The sequence below is a fragment of the Zobellia sp. B3R18 genome, from assembly GCF_018860715.1.
In the GTDB taxonomy this organism is placed as follows: domain Bacteria; phylum Bacteroidota; class Bacteroidia; order Flavobacteriales; family Flavobacteriaceae; genus Zobellia; species Zobellia russellii.
Map to the genome: position 1 here is coordinate 273,186 of NZ_JAHKQG010000005.1, position 16,026 is coordinate 289,211.

Annotated in this window: 19 protein-coding genes; 4 read left to right on the plus strand and 15 right to left on the minus strand. The window is 38.5% G+C overall.

The window, feature by feature from the left end; genetic code table 11:
• Positions 1–9: 9 nt before the first annotated feature.
• The 4 genes from KO513_RS03560 to nfsB are packed head-to-tail and all read right to left on the minus strand — an operon-like array spanning position 10 to position 3,176.
• Complete coding sequence (locus KO513_RS03560) at positions 10–951, minus strand: NADP-dependent oxidoreductase (RefSeq protein ID WP_215912316.1); 942 nt, start codon at positions 949–951, stop codon at positions 10–12.
• 23 nt (positions 952–974) lie between these two features.
• On the minus strand, positions 975–1,835 hold the full coding sequence (gene budA, locus KO513_RS03565) for an acetolactate decarboxylase (RefSeq protein ID WP_215912317.1): 861 nt from the start codon (positions 1,833–1,835) through the stop codon (positions 975–977).
• A gap of 33 nt (positions 1,836–1,868) precedes the next feature.
• On the minus strand, positions 1,869–2,492 hold the full coding sequence (locus tag KO513_RS03570; RefSeq protein ID WP_215912318.1) for a putative quinol monooxygenase: 624 nt from the start codon (positions 2,490–2,492) through the stop codon (positions 1,869–1,871).
• Between the two features lie 30 nt (positions 2,493–2,522).
• Positions 2,523–3,176, minus strand: a complete 654-nt coding sequence (nfsB, locus tag KO513_RS03575) for an oxygen-insensitive NAD(P)H nitroreductase (protein WP_215912319.1) — start codon at positions 3,174–3,176, stop codon at positions 2,523–2,525.
• A 239-nt stretch (positions 3,177–3,415) separates the two neighbouring features.
• Here nfsB and KO513_RS03580 point away from each other — a divergent pair, with 239 nt between their 5' ends.
• On the plus strand, positions 3,416–3,799 hold the full coding sequence (locus KO513_RS03580; protein WP_215912320.1) for a winged helix-turn-helix transcriptional regulator: 384 nt from the start codon (positions 3,416–3,418) through the stop codon (positions 3,797–3,799).
• A 46-nt stretch (positions 3,800–3,845) separates the two neighbouring features.
• On the opposite strand, the gene KO513_RS03585 is transcribed toward KO513_RS03580, so the two are convergent.
• From KO513_RS03585 to KO513_RS19805, 4 genes are read right to left on the minus strand one after another with little or no spacing between them, the layout of a single operon-like run.
• Complete coding sequence (locus KO513_RS03585; protein WP_076455220.1) at positions 3,846–4,742, minus strand: DUF6999 family protein; 897 nt, start codon at positions 4,740–4,742, stop codon at positions 3,846–3,848.
• 9 nt (positions 4,743–4,751) lie between these two features.
• A complete protein-coding gene (locus KO513_RS03590; RefSeq protein WP_215912321.1) occupies positions 4,752–5,126 on the minus strand; it encodes an iron-containing redox enzyme family protein in 375 nt (124 codons plus the stop codon).
• 12 nt (positions 5,127–5,138) lie between these two features.
• On the minus strand, positions 5,139–6,602 hold the full coding sequence (locus KO513_RS03595) for a beta-ketoacyl-ACP synthase III (RefSeq protein ID WP_215912322.1): 1,464 nt from the start codon (positions 6,600–6,602) through the stop codon (positions 5,139–5,141).
• A 3-nt stretch (positions 6,603–6,605) separates the two neighbouring features.
• Complete coding sequence (locus KO513_RS19805) at positions 6,606–6,956, minus strand: sterol desaturase family protein (RefSeq protein WP_371735312.1); 351 nt, start codon at positions 6,954–6,956, stop codon at positions 6,606–6,608.
• Between the two features lie 21 nt (positions 6,957–6,977).
• Between KO513_RS19805 and KO513_RS19630 the strand changes: the two genes are divergently transcribed.
• A complete protein-coding gene (locus tag KO513_RS19630) occupies positions 6,978–7,154 on the plus strand; it encodes a hypothetical protein (RefSeq protein WP_252735664.1) in 177 nt (58 codons plus the stop codon).
• A gap of 495 nt (positions 7,155–7,649) precedes the next feature.
• Here the strand turns inward: KO513_RS19630 and KO513_RS03605 are convergent, their stop codons facing one another.
• The 6 genes from KO513_RS03605 to KO513_RS03630 form a co-directional block, all read right to left on the minus strand.
• Positions 7,650–8,015 (minus strand): hypothetical protein, encoded by a 366-nt coding sequence (locus tag KO513_RS03605; RefSeq protein WP_215912324.1) that lies wholly within the window; start codon positions 8,013–8,015, stop codon positions 7,650–7,652.
• A 10-nt stretch (positions 8,016–8,025) separates the two neighbouring features.
• Complete coding sequence (locus KO513_RS03610) at positions 8,026–8,886, minus strand: nuclear transport factor 2 family protein (protein ID WP_215912325.1); 861 nt, start codon at positions 8,884–8,886, stop codon at positions 8,026–8,028.
• A gap of 159 nt (positions 8,887–9,045) precedes the next feature.
• On the minus strand, positions 9,046–9,543 hold the full coding sequence (locus tag KO513_RS03615) for a VOC family protein (protein WP_215912326.1): 498 nt from the start codon (positions 9,541–9,543) through the stop codon (positions 9,046–9,048).
• A 137-nt stretch (positions 9,544–9,680) separates the two neighbouring features.
• Positions 9,681–10,526 (minus strand): SDR family oxidoreductase, encoded by an 846-nt coding sequence (locus KO513_RS03620; RefSeq protein ID WP_215912327.1) that lies wholly within the window; start codon positions 10,524–10,526, stop codon positions 9,681–9,683.
• Between the two features lie 110 nt (positions 10,527–10,636).
• Positions 10,637–11,509 carry an AraC family transcriptional regulator gene (locus tag KO513_RS03625; RefSeq protein ID WP_215912328.1) on the minus strand — a complete coding sequence of 291 codons (873 nt, stop codon included), beginning with the start codon at positions 11,507–11,509 and terminating at the stop codon, positions 10,637–10,639.
• A 115-nt stretch (positions 11,510–11,624) separates the two neighbouring features.
• Positions 11,625–12,833: a winged helix-turn-helix domain-containing protein gene (locus tag KO513_RS03630; RefSeq protein WP_215912329.1), complete on the minus strand. Its 1,209-nt coding sequence runs from the start codon at positions 12,831–12,833 to the stop codon at positions 11,625–11,627.
• 228 nt (positions 12,834–13,061) lie between these two features.
• Between KO513_RS03630 and KO513_RS03635 the strand changes: the two genes are divergently transcribed.
• Positions 13,062–14,345: a serine hydrolase domain-containing protein gene (locus tag KO513_RS03635; RefSeq protein ID WP_215912330.1), complete on the plus strand. Its 1,284-nt coding sequence runs from the start codon at positions 13,062–13,064 to the stop codon at positions 14,343–14,345.
• Positions 14,346–14,472: 127 nt separating this feature from the next.
• On the opposite strand, the gene KO513_RS03640 is transcribed toward KO513_RS03635, so the two are convergent.
• Complete coding sequence (locus tag KO513_RS03640) at positions 14,473–14,916, minus strand: META domain-containing protein (protein WP_215912331.1); 444 nt, start codon at positions 14,914–14,916, stop codon at positions 14,473–14,475.
• Between the two features lie 290 nt (positions 14,917–15,206).
• Between KO513_RS03640 and KO513_RS03645 the strand changes: the two genes are divergently transcribed.
• A complete protein-coding gene (locus tag KO513_RS03645; RefSeq protein ID WP_215912332.1) occupies positions 15,207–15,995 on the plus strand; it encodes a hypothetical protein in 789 nt (262 codons plus the stop codon).
• The last annotated feature ends 31 nt before the right edge of the window (positions 15,996–16,026 follow it).

The following is a 16,026-nucleotide window of genomic DNA, read 5'->3' on the forward strand; positions in this document are numbered from 1 at the left end:
AAAAGTTTCTTAAAGTGTCACGATTACTTTACCTACAGTTCTTCCTTTTTCTACTTCTGTATGTGCATCTGCCATATCTTCAAAAGCAAACGTTTTATAAATGTTTGGCTTAAGGCTACCGTTTTCTAACATACCTTTTAAAGTATTCATATCCTCTGCGCTAGAATGCACTAGGATATTGTTAATAGATAAATTTTTATCAGCTACAATGGCGTTAGCATCTTCTGGTAAATCTTTATCTAATGTGGTAAAAAGTGTACCACCTTCTTTTAAAACTTTTACTGAATTTTCTAAGACCTTACCACCAAGTGTGTCTAAAACAAAGTCGATGTCTGTTAATACTTCTTCAAACTTTTGAGCGTGATAATCAATATGCTCGTCTGCTCCTAAAGACAAAATAAAATCTCTATTTTTTGCTGAAGATGTTGCAATAACATAAGCGCCCATATTTTTAGCTATTTGTATGGCAAAGTGACCAACACCACCAGATCCCGCTTGTATTAATACTTTATCTCCTTTGGTTATTCTACCACTTAATATTTGTAATGCTGTTAACGCAGCTAACGTTGTGGCTGCAGCTTCTTCAAAAGAAATAGTCTCTGGCATTATAGCTAAATGGTTTTCTGGAGCTGCTACAAATTCCGCGTAAGCGTTACCAACACCAGGAAAATTTACCATCCCGAATACCTTATCTCCTACTTTTAAATTGGTAACATCTGTACTAACTTCAGTAATGGTTCCTGCAATATCCCATCCTAAAATAACAGGACGTTTTTCGCCATACATTGAGTTGAGCATTTCATCAACATATTTTGGCTTAACATCTGCTGGGTTTAATGAAATTGCTATTACAGCAACTAATACTTCATTGTTTTTTATGCTGGGTTTATCTACTTCTGTTAAGTGAAGGTTTTCTGGTCCTCCTGCTTTTTCTAATAAGATTGCTTTCATTTTATATGTTTTTAAGACTGATATTATTTACCATTTTGTTTAGCTGTAGCTTTTGGTGCAGCTCCTTGTTTTAACTCTCTAGTTCTAAATTTTTCGGTTTCTGGAAGTTGTAGGTTTACTTGATTTATTTCTTGAATTTCAACCTGAAGTTTATCAAACTTTATGTCTTCTAAATGTCCGCCTAATTTTATGTCTTCAGATAAAAAGTGAAAATGCATTCCTGGGATTACAATATTCCCTAAATAATCTGGCGTAAATAAGCCAACTAAAGTCCCCTTTATATTTTCTCTTGTGTACATTACACGAGTATCTAGATATTCAAATAACGACACATCTTCATTTTCTACTTTATGGGCAGATGCCATTTTTAAATAACCAAACTCACCTTTAATTCGGTAAGCATAAAAACTGTTTATTGAGGTTGCATACTTTTGAAGTGCTTTCGTTAAATCTTCATAAGACCCAATATTTTCAACGGTTACCGTTCTTTTTGGCTGAAAATTTATCATCGTCATATTTGGCGATTCTAAATCATTTGGTGCTTCTGCTATACCACCTTCTGCATCAATTGTATAGACCACACCGTCTACAGCAACCAATTCGCCAGCTAAATGATTTACGGTGCCAATACCAATGTTACCTTGTTGGACCATCTGTTGGGGAGTGATATCACCTTCGTAAATGCTATTTAATAAGGCAACTGTTGGTGCGTATTGATGAATGGTATTTTCGGTATGCGGTGCTAAGCCATGTTCATCTGTGCTATGCGAATGTGGATGCCCATGTTGGAGCTCGTGTTTTTCTGAAGAAGAAACCCCTTCTTTTGTCTGATTTCCACAGCTTGCTAAAAGTGCCAAGGAAAATAATAGAATTATTTTTTTCATGATAGTGGTTCTTAGTTGAATTTGATGCTGCGTTTAGATTTCTGTCACAAAATTCATGTACTGCTTTAAATCGCCTATCACAGCTTTTTCCATTAATTCGCCAGTTTTTACGGCGTACGGTTGATTGAAGTGAACGTCCCAAACATCGGATTCTGTTCTCCAATGCTCATAAACGGCCAAGGTATCTTCTTGTCCATCAACCGTGTATAGATCAAAAAGGATGTTCCCTTCTTCTTCTTTTCTAGTGTGGGTAATATGGTCTTCAAACTGATTTAAAAGTTCGTTTCTGTAGACCGTTTTTATTTTGAATATGAAGAAAATAACGAATACTTTATCTTCAGGGTTTGGTGATTTTGAGTGATCCGGTAGGGGATTGGTATCACCTAAAAAGTAAAAGTCTGGCGCGGTTTGCAAAGCAGTTTGCCCCACTTCCATTAACTTTTTGGTGTGGGGTTCATTGTCGTGAGACCTTATTGCCGCTTTATCAGCCCAGCGTTCGTAAACAAAAAACTCATTGGCATCTGATTTGGATACAAACACCCTGATTTCTTTGTTGCCCGCCTCTTTTCTTGTGGCGACCTGTGCTTCTTTTAATGTTGCCGCAAACATATCTTTATGTTCTGGTTTTGCTGTAAATTTTACAATGGTACTTTTCATTTCTATTTAGATTTTGACTATAAAGTCTATTTACAATTGTGTGATTATTGTTTCTTCTGGAAATCTTGATTTTGGAAGCTTAGCATTAAAATCGGTGTCCTTTCTATAACCTAAAGAGACAACTGCCAATGCTGTATATCCTTTTTCGCGTAAGCCAAACTCCTCATCTAAAGCTTTCACATCTACACCTTCCATTGGGCAAGCATCAATACCTAAAGCAGCAACACCTAGTAGAAGTGACCCCATATTTAAATACACCTGTTTTTCCATCCAGTGTGGTAAATCTTTGAGGTCGTATTTGTGTATGTCGGCAAACAACATACGTCCACCGTGCATTTGGTCTTTGAATTCTTGGGCGGCAAATCGGCCATCTTTATCTTCTTGTTCTAATATGCTAGTCATATAGGCTTCGTCTGTATTTGTACGTGCAGCAATGACAATTACGTGAGAGGCATCTAAAACCTTTGGAGTATTAAAATGAAAGAAGCCTTGTGTTCCTTTTGCAATACGTTCTTTGCCTTCTTGGGTGTCGGCGATCAGAAAATGCCAGGGCTGTAGGTTTACACTTGAAGGACTCAAACGCAACAAAGCCTTTACTTGCTCAAAGTCTGAATCTGAGATTTTTTTAGTAGCGTCGAATTCTTTTACGGAGTAACGATTGTTCAAAATTTCTGTGATGTTCATTTTATTAAATTTTATACTATCAAAATTATAGCAGCAAAAGTATGTATAGTAGCTTTTTCGTGCAATAACGGTCAAAGTTGATAGTATGTATTTAATTTTTCAACATATTGATAATCAGAATTTTATATTGTAAAATTTTTACTATAAAAATTATAGTTGTGTGCTAAAGTATAGTTGCATAAATTTGCATTGTTATATATGTAGTACTACCTAGGGTGGGTTTTTAAATAAATTGATATATGGATAGAAAAGAATTGTTTGAAAAAAAACCGAAGATTAAGATTAACGGAAAGGTTTCTTCCTGTCCGACCAGTGCAGCAATGGAGTTGATCGGAGGAAAATGGAAGAGTGTTATACTGATCCATTTGGCGGATGACAAGAAGCGCTATAATGAGTTGCGAAAGGAAATAGAGGGAATTACGGAACGTACCCTAAGCTTACAGTTAAAGCAGTTGGAAGCCGATGGTTTGGTGACGCGAAAGGTCTTCTCGAAGAAGCCACCGTTAAAAGTGGTATATGCCTTGACCGAATTCGGACAAACTTTGGTGCCCATTCTTCAGAGGATACGCGATTGGGGACTTTTCGCCGCAGAAACCAAGGGTGAGTTCTTACTGGAGGATTAGAGGGCACATAAAGGCGGCTTAGCCCCCTTACCGTTAGCGTTCGAGTCTAGGCCATAGGGGTTACGATACCGTCACGATTTTTATTGAGTTTCATTTTTACCAAGACCTCGTGCAGGGTTTCGGCCGCCAGGCCATGTAATACCAGCCTATAGGCTACACTGTACGTAGTAGCGGGTACCATGGGGTGTTTGTTGTTCACTAGGCCCAAATGCCCCGGGGTGTTAATGATTTGTGATGTGTAAATGGCTATGGTCTCGTCCAATTGCAATGAATTGGATGCCCGTATAAAGTCGTTCGAGGTCAAAAACAATTGATAATAAGGGGTAAACAACTCTATGGCCGACCTAAGATCAAGAAAATTGGTCCATTTTCTCGGAAATTCGATATGGTCGAACTGATCTTCGGTAATCATGTCTAAGTTTATTTTTTCAGGAGGTTGGATTTTTGTGCCTTTCTGTTTCAACTGATTGTTCAATTGGATCACGAAATTGTACAGGTTCAAGTCGTGCTGTAAAAACAGGTCATCCTTGACATCTTCAAAGTCCTTTGGTTTTAAAGGATTTCCCACGATTTCCGCTTCGGGAGTGTTCGCCGCTATAAATTGTAAGATCTCGGTTCCGATATGAAAATGCCGAAAAACGAGCAAATTGGCATCTGGGCTAACGAAGTTTTTGAGTCCCCATGCCAAAATTCGATGCAATACTTTAGAAGAATTGATAAGGTTGGGAAAGAAGAACTTAAAAATGTGGATAAAAAACATAGTTACTTTCGACCACAGGTGTATAATGGGCAATAGGTATCTTGCCGACTTGGAAGCGTTGTCCCGCATTAAGGCCAACTTCGTAGTTTGGTTTATAGGGATACTTTCATCTAAAAACAGAGCCAACCAAGGGTTGGGGTCCCTTTCGTCATGCTTTGATATATCTAAGTTTTCGTCTATCATATCCTCAATTTAATAATTACCTAATTCGTTTAACTGCATGGTGTACAATTTACCTGTAATCTTAGCGGTCTTTACTATTCTCTCGGCTACCTCCATATTCATTTCCGGGTGGTTCAATGCTTCTTCCAAGTTGTGGAAATGGTTTTCATCGGCCACTCCGTGGTAGGTGAAAAAAGAGACCTGATTGTCTTTCAAATTTAATTGATCCTTGATCATTTCGCCCCAATATCCCGCTAAACGCTTGCCAATACCTTCAATGATAAACATAGACCCCAGTAAATCGACCGGGTTGGGCTTACTGGCCTGTTGAAACATAAAGGAGGTCAGGGCCACGGTACCGATATTCTTTTTCGCTTTTTGGATTACTTCCAGGTCCTCCCCCAAGGCCACGTAATTTCACTCCAGCATTTGATAATCTTTATGCTCGGTGGCGGTGTGTTTTATAAAGGCCGACCGTAGGTCGAAAAGATGGATGTCGATATTGGATGCCGCCCTTGATATCCATTGGGAACCATCGATTACCTGCTGTCTGAGGTCGGTCAATAATAGTTTGTAATCCGACAAGCTAAGGGTGCCGTCGTGTATTTTCTCGACTATGGGCACTTTAAGTAAGGCCGTTTCGAAATCTATCCATACTTGGGTGAGGTTCCGGATCAACCATTCGGAAGTCTCACTCTTGTTAATAACCAGCTCTGGGGATTCAATTTTTCGCAAGGGATACCGTTTGGTGGCGGTATTGTTGTCGCCAACTACGGTGAGTTGCATAAATGAGGTGATAAATCGGCCGCTTTCAGGCACCATGCACAGGATTTTGTTTCCCGGCACCAACTTTCCGGAGTGCATTAATTCGTCTAACATGATAAAAATGGAGGCCGAGCCTGTATTCCCCTTAGACGTAAGGTTGCTGAACCATTTCTTATCGGCGATTTCGCCCCCTCCCTTATGCATGAGCTCTTTGATGGGGGCTTTGAACATTTCCGAAGAATAATGGCAGCATAGCCAATCGATTTCCTTCCTGTTTATTTTTCCTTGGTCGATAAGTTCAAAGTAGTGGGCGACCCCGGTTTTTATTACTTTGTCCAACAACCTGGTGTCTTGTTTTAAGTTAATGGCACCAGCTTTTGAAGCTTCTTCGTAACTCGGGTAGTCCAACCATGTTTTTTCCGTTTCATTTTTGTTGTCCGTCTTCCCGGTATACATACAAACGGGAAATTCGTTGGCATGTGATTTTAAGTCGATCCAATCTATTTTTAAGGAGAGGCCGTTTTCGTTTTTCTTGTTTTGAAGTACAAAGGCGCCTGCACCGTCAGAAAGCATCCATCTTAAAAATTCGGCATCAAAGGGCAGGTCATCTACGCCCTGGGCTTCAAATCGAGAGGCCTTGAACAATCTACTGGCCAATTCGCTTCCCACACATACGGCATTCTCTTTTTCATCGCTTTTTATTTGTGCATAGGCATTTTTCAGGGCCATTATACCACTAGCGCATACACTTTGAAAATTGGCCACCTCACATCTGTTGAAATCCAATCCTGCATGTACCATACTTGCAAAACCGGGTATGGGGAGGTCGCCTTGGGTCGTTCCTGTGCACAACAATTCAACATCACTGCTTCTTAAACCGCTTTTTTGTATGGCATCGTTTATGGCGCTAACGGCCAATTGCGCATTGGAGTGGGTGCTCTCTTGGTTTTTATCGATTGCATAATGCCTGGTTTTGATCCCGTTTTGTTTCAGCACACGGCTTTTTGCACGGCTATCCTTACCGTTTATTCGGCCTAGGTAATCTTCTATTTCGTCATTGGGAATCGCCTTGTTGGGTAAAAAGGAACCTGTACTTGTTATATATACCTCACTCATATATTATTTGTTATGTCTTGAAAATATTTTATCTAAAAGGTGTAGGGCAAATCCGTAGTTTTGTCGGCCTCTGCTATGGTGTTCATTGTGATGGGTGCCAAAAAGTTTCCAGCCTTTCCCTTTTCCGCTTCCAAAGCGATAGTTGCAATGTCCCGCAAAATTCAACAAGATGCTTATCAGCGGATAAATAAATATGGCTATTATCGAAAAAGGGACGAAGGGGGCGATCGTTACGGGGACCGTACTAAGTAGAAGGGCCTCTACCCAATGAAAACTGAATACGGAATACACCGTCGGAATCCTAGATTTGTGGTGTACGAAATGTACGTGCCTCATCATGAATTTTTGATGCATTAACCGGTGTACCAAATAAAAATGAACCTCATTCCACAGGGAAAGGATTACGATCCCGATCAATATGTTGGACCACGTATTGGGCAAGAGCTCAATTACTCCTTCCCGAATAAGAAAGACGATGGGGATGATGGAAAACCCAAAAATTACAATCGATTTTACGGAGTGCCTGATTTCAAAGGCGATTTGATCTTTTGAAACGGCTATGGGTTTGATCTTATTGAGGATGCCCCTGCCCTCCAACTCCTTGCAAACGAATAAAAACAGCGAGCCTACGCCAAAGTACAAGGTTATAAAGTAGCCGAAGGTAAGGCCGTATAGTGCTGTATAACTATAATTTAAAATAATGTCTTCAATCAGAGACTCCAAGGGCAATGGTCTAATTTATATGTGGGACGAATGTCAACTTCTAAAATACAGTAAAGATTTATATCTAACAGAATTAATCTTGATAACGTATGTCTTTAGGTGTTTTATTGCCTTTGAAAAAGCATGTGTGCTTTCTTACTTGAAATTCATTGGCTTACAAAAAAGCGACTCACTAAGGAGTCACGGTTGAATATGGTGTGTACTTTATGCGAATTGGGTCAATTTGCCTAAAGCATAAGGAAATTTTGTGTTAGGGGACTAGGGTAAAATATGAAAAGGCTGCCCCAGGGCAGCCTTTTCCAAATCGGAATGCAAACTTATGCATCACTTTACATTGTACCTCATCATCTTCATGGTACTTCCATCGATCATTCCCGCATAAGTGGCTACCGATGTATCGTTCATAAACTTGTTCATAGAAGCTTCGGCGTCTGCTTCTGACTTCCATCGTACGACCACTAAAACCTCTTTTTTTTCTTCGTTATAGGCGCTTTCCCTACTGATAAAGCCGGGTTGCTTGCTGGTGTACGTCTCCTGTATCTTGGCGTCTTCCTTCCAAAAATCATCGGGGTTGACCGTGTCTTTGTATTGAAAACTGGTGATTTCCAGAATGTAGGGATCTGTTGGTTCTTCTTTTTGGTTCCAACTTACCAAGCTGAAACAAGTGATGATTATAATTAGATATTTCATGATGGATTAATTAATTAGGAAAGTTAAACTTACCGTTAGTGTTCTTTCTGTCGGCTTCGGGGGCAATCGTTTCGATAACGTCCCAGTGTTCGGCTATTTTTCCGTTCTCTACCCGAAATAGATCGTAGTAAGAGGTATGTGCCCCTCCAAAATGACCTTCGCTGATGCTCAGAACGAAATTACCTTGCCCCAGTACTTTGTGTATTACGGAGAACTCCATGGTAACCCCTTGTTCGGCCATGGCGGCCAAGGCACTTCCTAGACCCGATAGGCCGTCGGCAATGCTCGGATTGTGCTGGATGTATTGGTCGCCTTCAAAATAATTTCCAATTTTATCCATATTGCCGTTTATCAAAATATCGGTAATGAAGTTTCTGACCAAGGTCTTGTTCTCTTCGGTTTTGTCGAGATCGGTGATCTCGGTAGTGCCATCGATCATGGTATGGCCGCTTGGGTTGGGCTGTTCGGGTGTTACTTGAAGGTTGTTCCAGTGTTCCACGATCAAGCCGTTTTCGAACCTAAAAACATCGAAACCGATCTTTGGACCAAAAAAGTTGTAGTCGGTATGCGTAAATATATAGTCGCCATCTTCAAAAGTTCTAACTGTATTTACTTTGGCAGAATTTGGAGGTAACGCTTGCAATGTTGCTATAAAACCAGCAATGCCATCAGCAACTTCTAAATTATGTTGTACATAGTTATAAGGGTTAATATAGGCAGCAGGTTCTTGTGCACCTGTTTCTATAGATTTTAGTAGTTGTATTACTTTTTCTTCGTTTGACACCTCAGTTGATGTATCATCATCTTGAGCATTACAAGAGGACAAACTAAGAGCTGAGACTAGGACTGTAGATAATAGTGTGTTTTTCATTTTATTTTTTTAAGTATTAATTTCATTGCAAAAATACTTTAGCACTCCAGCTAATTCATGATCCAAAAATGCCTTTACACTGTAAAAAAGAGAAAGTTTTAAAATCGATAGAAAGAAAAAGGGGAGTCAATACTTAAAATAAATAGAAGAATTTTATAACTATAAATTTAATTCGTTAAGGAGGTCTTGAAGGTTTAAAGGTCTCGTGTACATTTCCAAACCACCGTCCTCCTTTTGTGGCCATTCTTTTTGAGGCCTATCCCAATACAATTCAACTCCGTTGCCGTCAGGGTCGTTCATATAAAGTGCCTCGGATACACCGTGATCTGCGGCTCCAGTTATGGGGTAATCTGCTTTGGTGAGGTGTTGTAAAATTTCTGCTAAATCTTTTCTAGAAGGATAAAGGATTGCTGTATGAAAAAGCCCTGTACTATTTTGTGGTGGTTGTGGACCGTTTTTGCTTTGCCAGGTATTCAATCCAATATGATGGTGATAACCTCCAGCGGAAATAAATGCTGCTTCTTGTCCATACAGTGTTGTAATTTCAAAACCAAGAAGTCCATGATAGAAGTCCAGTGAACGTTGTAGATTGGCCACTTTTAGATGCACGTGTCCGATTCTTGTATTTTGAGGAATTTTATATTCTGAGTTTTCCATATTTTGTGAAATTTAGAAGCCTATAATAAGATGCTACATATCAAAATGACTAAAAGTCTCGAATTTTGTAAAAAAAAGAAAGGGATGTTATTAGTTTACATTCAAATAACACCCCTTTCTTTATAAACTACCTGATTTTATGCTAAAACCTCTGCTATAGTTTTAGACAATGGAATAGTGGGTCTACCTAGAATTACTGATAATTGATGACCATCATTAAACAAATCTCCATTAGCCGTTGACGTATGCGAACCTGCTAAGAACTCTGCAATTGGAGTAGGCACGCCTGCGCTTTGAAGTGCTTTGGCATATTCCGCTTCTGGAAGATTCACATAAGTAATAGCTTTACCTGTTTGTTTAGAAATTTCATTTGCATAATCTTTCATAGTAAAAAACTCATCTCCCGCCAATTCGTAAGTTTTTCCCTCATGGCCGTCGGTAGTTAATATTATTGCGGCAGCCTCAGCAAAATCTTCTCTTGTAGCCGAAGCTATTTTACCATCTCCTGCGCTACCATACAAAGTACCTAGTGCTAGAGTATCCTTTAAGGAATCTGTGTAATTCTCTGTATACCAGCCGTCTCTTAATAAAGTAAAAGGAATGCCCGATTCTTCTAAAACTTTCTCTGTACCTAAATGTTCAGGAGCCAAAGATAAACTAGATTTATCGGCCTTTAAAAGGCTAGTGTAAGCTATAGATTTTACTCCTGCTCCTTTTGCGGCTGATATAATATTGCTATGTTGTTCTAAACGCTGCCCTAACTCGCTTCCGGAAATTAAAAGAAGTTTGTCCACACCTTCCAAAGAACTGGTCATCTGTGTTGCGTTACCATAATCAAAAGCACGTACTTCAACGTCTAAATCACTTGCTTTTTCTGGTGTTCTTGCCAATGCTATAATGTTAGCCTTAGTAGTTCTTTCTTTTAATTTTTCAATTACTAGAGTACCTAATTTACCGGTAGCTCCTGTTACTGCAATTTTCATATGCTATATGTTATAAAAAGTTACTTAAAATGTATAGGACAAAAGTAGCCATGATGCTCAAGGCAAGGACTATAGAAAAATGAAGATGTACTGTAAAAAAAGGAAAGTGTTTACGAATGTTGTTGTCGGAACACCTCGGGAGTAGCTTCTGTGTGCTTTTTGAAATACTTATACATATTAGTAGGTTCATCAAAACCAGATGTATAAGCTATTTCTGTAATAGACATTGAGGTGTTGATCAGCAAGCGCTTAATTTGTGTTACAAGAATTTCATCTATGATCATTTTAGATGATTTATCTACAATTGCTTTGCAAACGTTATTAAGAGTTTTTGGTGTACACCCCATTAAATTGGCATAATCCAAGGTCTTTTTGGTCTCAAAACAACGTTCCTCTACAAGGTGCTGAAATCGTATAAAATCAGCCACGTACTTATGCTTGGATAAGGTTATACCTTGTTTTACTTTTATACGGAATAGTCTATACACCAATATATGCAGCGCATTTCTAATAATACCACTAGAGAATTCATCATAGTTTTTGGTATACTCCAATTCAATATCCTTAATAAGCGACTCTATAGATAGAAAATCTTCTTTATCTACTGCTATCTTTGGTGAGGTCAAAAACTCATTGAATAGCTCATGAGAACGGGAAACTTCTTTGTGGCTTAACAAACTGGCTAAAAAGTCTTCTGTAAAAATTAAAAGAAAACCTTTTGATTCTGAATTTTTAAAAAACCGGTGGACTTGGTCTTTCCGGATGGTTAAAATTGTATTAGCTGTGTAATCGTAATCCGTAAAATCTATGGTGTGTTTCCCAGTACCTTCCGTAATAATCAGAATTTGATAAAATTCAACTTTGTGAAGTTGTGTAATATCTTGTTCAATTTCACGTGCTAAAAGTTGTTCGAGCCTAACAAGTTCAAAACCTAAATCAGGTCTTGTTTCATTATTAAATTTTATGTTCTGAATCTCAATCAATGTCCGTATTGGTTTATAAATTCAAATCCGTACAAGTATACGCTTTAGGCTGGTTATAAAGTATGTATTCTATAAGATACAAAGAAAAGCAAAGGTTAGGATACTACCTTTATCATTAGGGCATCAAATTTGGATAACTACGTTCAAATTCCTTTTTAAAGCCTAACGGAATTGTTTTGTGTAGGCGGATACTTTTACAACTATTGAATTTCATGAATGCTTGTAACTCTTTTTTCAAAGCACTGGAGAATTCTTCTATTTTTTTTAAATCGGGTTCCAAGGTCAGCTGAAGAATATTCAATATGCCTTTCTTTCTATCGGCTTTACTATCCATTCGGGCTACGAGCTTTCCATCCCACAGAATTGGTAATGTAAAATAGCCATGTTTCCTTTTGTGCTGTGGCACATAGCATTCCAAAAGATAATCAAATTTAAAAATCTCTTTCGTGCGTTTCCTTTGGATGAGCAAATTATCAAATGGAGATAGAATTTTGAGTTTCTTTCTGGACAATGGTTGGTTTAATAATTCAAGCGACTCCGGTAAAACATAATAGTCGGTTTTATCTACCTGTATTTCTTTTATTTCACTAGTTTCAAGCATTAGGTTCAGCGCATTTGTAACTGCTGGTTTTATGTTTTTTAGTAAGTAAGTCATTTCAGATAGCTTTCCTAACCCATTGGTCTGCAAATATTTTTTCACTAAAAATTTGCCTTGTTCCATTTCAGTTGGTAGCGTGGTATCTATGGCAGGGGGCAGAACTCTTTCGGTTAGGTCGTACACTTTATGAAAATTCACCCGTTCTTTAATCATTAAATCGCCTTGCATAAATAAATTTTCTAGTGCTTGTTTTTTAGGTGCTGTTTTCCATTCTCCGGGCTTGACCCCTTTTTTATCAAAATCTTTGGCCATTAATGGACCTTCATTTTTTATGCGGTCCAAAACCCATTGCATAACAGAATCATCTTGTTTAAACCAATGTTTTTGTTTTCCGGTGGCAATGGCATGCTTGCGAGGCATGCTAAAACGGAATTCTTCCATAGGAAGGTAAGCCGCAGCATGGGACCAATATTCAAAAACTTTTTTATCGGCTACCAACGTATCCAAATGTGAGGATTGGTAGCGTGGATTCCGATTATACAAGGTATGGTGGTGTGCCCGTTCTATTACCGAAATGGTATCAATCTGAACATAACCTAAATGCTCTATAGTTTCCAGTGTTGCATTTACGGAAGAACCTGTTGCCTTTATGCCCGGTAGTCGCTGAGATAACAAGACTAGTTTTTGGGCTTCGCGAAGTGAAAGTTTTTCTTTTTCTAAATTCATCTAAATAATTCAGGGCCAGCTTTGATAAGAAAGTAAAAATACTAACATCTTTACTATTTTTTAGGGCAAAGACCATCAGATATGCTTAGAAAGTAGCCCATTTAATGAATAATGTTAAAAACATTATAAAAAGAGCTCAAAAAACATAAGAAAAAGTGTATTTCATCCGTTATTTAAGCAATTCATCCTATTTTCGTTCATCTCAAACAACCAAGAACCCTTTCATCAATGCAGAGATATAAAATACTGATCGCATCTGCGCTTATCGTTTTTACCTTATCAGCGCTTACTTCCCGGGTATTTCATTCTGAAACTACCGATACTCCCCAAAAAGCGGAAACCGCTGTTACCAACGTAGAAAAAACTCCCCGAAATAAAAAAGAAGCGCATCTGTACGCTTCAAGACAAAAAGAATTACACACTGCATTAAACGCCTATTTTAAGAAAGCCATTGCCAAGGGAGATGTAGTTGGGGCCGCTGTAAGTATCGTTAAAGGCGATTCTATTATGATTTCCGAAGGGTTCGGGAGAAAAAATAGTGTGGAGAGCAGTACTGTAAATGGTGAAACTGTATTTAGGCTAGGTTCCCTGTCCAAGGGATTTGCTGGAATGTTGGCCGCCAATATTAAGGATGAAGGAAAGTTAGATTGGACGGATAGGGTAAGTGATTACCTTCCTGAATTTGAGTTGGGCGACGGTACCAATACAAAAAATGTAACCCTGGCCAATATTCTTTCGCACACTTCTGGAACACCTTACCACAGCTACACCAATTTGGTAGAAGCGGGAATTCCCCTAACGGATATTGCCAAGCGTTTTAAAGAGGTTATGCCCATTAGCAAACCGGGAATTATGTACAGCTACCAAAATGCTATGTTCGCACTTTGCGGTGAGATGATGAAAAAAGCAACGGGAAAAAAGATAAATACACTTTTGGACGATCGGTTTTTTAAGCCTTTGGAAATGTGTACGACTACAACGGACTTTGAAACCTTGACACACGAATTGAATATTGCCATGCCCCACGTTAGAATCAGAAACGGCTGGAGAGCGGCACATATTCGCGATAACTATTACAACGCCGTTGCGGCGGGCGGAATCAGTTCAAATGCACATGACATGGGCCGTTGGATGCGGTTTCTATTGGGCCACAACCCAGAGATTATGGAGAGCTCCGCTATTAACGAAGCGTTTAACCCGTTTATTGAAATTTCCGGGCACAGCAAATACTACCAGCGCTGGCCGGGCCACACCCGATCTTATTACGGATTTGGATGGCGCATTCATAAGTTTACGGAAGACGATAGCAATTTTGAGAAAACCATCTGGCACCATGGTGGAAGCGTTAACAATTACCGAAACGAAATAGCCATTTATCCGGAAGCGAATCTAGGTATTTGTGTATTGCTGAACAATATGTCTCCCGTGGCCAAGACCGTCATTCCTGATTTGTACCAAATTGTTAAGGAGGTTTATCAAAAGGATGATATTACTGCCCGTAAAATGCTCTAAGTTCTTGTTGGGCTATTTTAACAAAAGAGCATAATGCTACGCCACTATTGAAAAAGTACTATTTGGGGCACGTACCTTTGGTTAAGGGCATGTTAGATCTATATCCCATTCTTTTAGCCTTCTTAAATTAATTGCTCTGACCCTTTGTTATTATGGCTTTAAAACGCATCATGGCAACACCGTCCATTAAAAGAACCAGCTTGCCGTCCTCATCTATTTTATAGGCGTCTATTTTTTTAATCGTATTTAAAAAGAACTTTTCGCCTTGGCCACAGAACATTAGGGTAGTAGGGCCGGGCTCTCCAAAAGAAATTTCTTTACCCTTTACCGTAAACGGCGCCGAGTAGCCATTGCAACTGTTCGTACCCTGTACACGGCCTGTCTCCTCCATAAAAGTAATTTGTGGTTTACGGTCAGGGTAGAGCCCTTGAAACGCAATGCGTGGTCCGGAAAGGTATTCCAGTTCCCAAAGCGTACCGTACAATGGGTTGTCCGCAACTTTTTTAGTAGTGGAACAGGAAGTAAATATTAAGGTTATTGTTAGAAATAGAATAGAGATACCTGTTTTCATGAGATTTAATTATCCGTTAAGCCTTTCCTGTAGATTGAAAACCACTGGCAGGCGCTTATTTGAGAACGAAAATTAAACCAATAAAACAGAACGGAAAAAACTCTTGAGCAAAGACTTTGTTAATTTTGGTTTCCTATTTCTAAAGTATTGTTTTTAACGCTTTTGTTAAAAACCTTACGCTAATCTATAAGGTACTATTTGTTAATGGGTGTATCTTAGTTGCTTTATATTTATATAGAGAGGTATATAGCAACTAGTTGCTATATACAATTGTTAGCAACAAGCCGTAAATGATTTCAGTTAAGGAAGAATACGATAATATTTTTCAGATTTTCTTAGAGCACGAAGAACAAATTATTAGAGATATTAAATCTTCAAAATACCCTCTAACTTTCAAGAGTATATATTATAAAATAAAAGCAATTGACCAATTAGTGCTTGCACTAGAAAGTTGTATAGATAATAATTACTCTTCACAAGTATTGACAAGAGCTTTATTGGAACATTATTTAATCGGCTACTATATTTATGTGAAAAATGAAAATATTAAAACTGACGCGATTGGCGAAGAATATTATAAAAACTACACCTGTTCCGAATTTTTTAAACGTAAAACCTATTCAATTCAAATAGAGAACATAAGAAAAGGTGTGACGCAAAAAGTTAATATGGATACCATAAAAGAACTTTATCCTGAATTTGATTTTATGTCACAGCAAGATTTACAAGATGTTCATTCAAAATCAAGGCAGTTTATGGACATGAAATGGATGGGACAATATCTTGTAGAAAATGGAGGGACAAAAAAAAGCCTTGAGGTATTACACGTGGTAATGTTAGAGTTTTTAGATAGATATAATATCCTTTCGTCCTATATACACGGTGGACCTAGTGCCGAATCGAATTGTTTCTATCCTAATTCAGGAAATCCAGAAACTGGGATAAGTAGTCCTGAAGAAAATATTGAATGGGGTCAATTAGCGTCGAAATCATTGAAAGTTTATTTCATTTTTGGGCTAGGTTATCAATATCCTGAAAAGTACATGGAAATAGTGGACGAAATGATGAAGTGGGTATAGGCCAGTTGCTAACAATGGTAACCGTTGCACA

Excerpts from the sequence above, each read along its gene's own strand:
- KO513_RS03560 (WP_215912316.1), bottom strand. The coding sequence starts at position 951 with ATGAAAGCAATCTTATTAGAAAAAGCAGGAGGACCAGAAAACCTTCAC.
- budA (WP_215912317.1), bottom strand. The coding sequence starts at position 1,835 with ATGAAAAAAATAATTCTATTATTTTCCTTGGCACTTTTAGCAAGCTGT.
- KO513_RS03570 (WP_215912318.1), bottom strand. The coding sequence starts at position 2,492 with ATGAAAAGTACCATTGTAAAATTTACAGCAAAACCAGAACATAAAGAT.
- nfsB (WP_215912319.1), bottom strand. The coding sequence starts at position 3,176 with ATGAACATCACAGAAATTTTGAACAATCGTTACTCCGTAAAAGAATTC.
- KO513_RS03580 (WP_215912320.1), top strand. The coding sequence starts at position 3,416 with ATGGATAGAAAAGAATTGTTTGAAAAAAAACCGAAGATTAAGATTAAC.
- KO513_RS03585 (WP_076455220.1), bottom strand. The coding sequence starts at position 4,742 with ATGATAGACGAAAACTTAGATATATCAAAGCATGACGAAAGGGACCCC.
- KO513_RS03595 (WP_215912322.1), bottom strand. The coding sequence starts at position 6,602 with ATGAGTGAGGTATATATAACAAGTACAGGTTCCTTTTTACCCAACAAG.
- KO513_RS19805 (WP_371735312.1), bottom strand. The coding sequence starts at position 6,956 with ATGCATCAAAAATTCATGATGAGGCACGTACATTTCGTACACCACAAA.
- KO513_RS19630 (WP_252735664.1), top strand. The coding sequence starts at position 6,978 with ATGAACCTCATTCCACAGGGAAAGGATTACGATCCCGATCAATATGTT.
- KO513_RS03605 (WP_215912324.1), bottom strand. The coding sequence starts at position 8,015 with ATGAAATATCTAATTATAATCATCACTTGTTTCAGCTTGGTAAGTTGG.
- KO513_RS03610 (WP_215912325.1), bottom strand. The coding sequence starts at position 8,886 with ATGAAAAACACACTATTATCTACAGTCCTAGTCTCAGCTCTTAGTTTG.
- KO513_RS03615 (WP_215912326.1), bottom strand. The coding sequence starts at position 9,543 with ATGGAAAACTCAGAATATAAAATTCCTCAAAATACAAGAATCGGACAC.
- KO513_RS03620 (WP_215912327.1), bottom strand. The coding sequence starts at position 10,526 with ATGAAAATTGCAGTAACAGGAGCTACCGGTAAATTAGGTACTCTAGTA.
- KO513_RS03630 (WP_215912329.1), bottom strand. The coding sequence starts at position 12,833 with ATGAATTTAGAAAAAGAAAAACTTTCACTTCGCGAAGCCCAAAAACTA.
- KO513_RS03635 (WP_215912330.1), top strand. The coding sequence starts at position 13,062 with ATGCAGAGATATAAAATACTGATCGCATCTGCGCTTATCGTTTTTACC.
- KO513_RS03640 (WP_215912331.1), bottom strand. The coding sequence starts at position 14,916 with ATGAAAACAGGTATCTCTATTCTATTTCTAACAATAACCTTAATATTT.
- KO513_RS03645 (WP_215912332.1), top strand. The coding sequence starts at position 15,207 with ATGATTTCAGTTAAGGAAGAATACGATAATATTTTTCAGATTTTCTTA.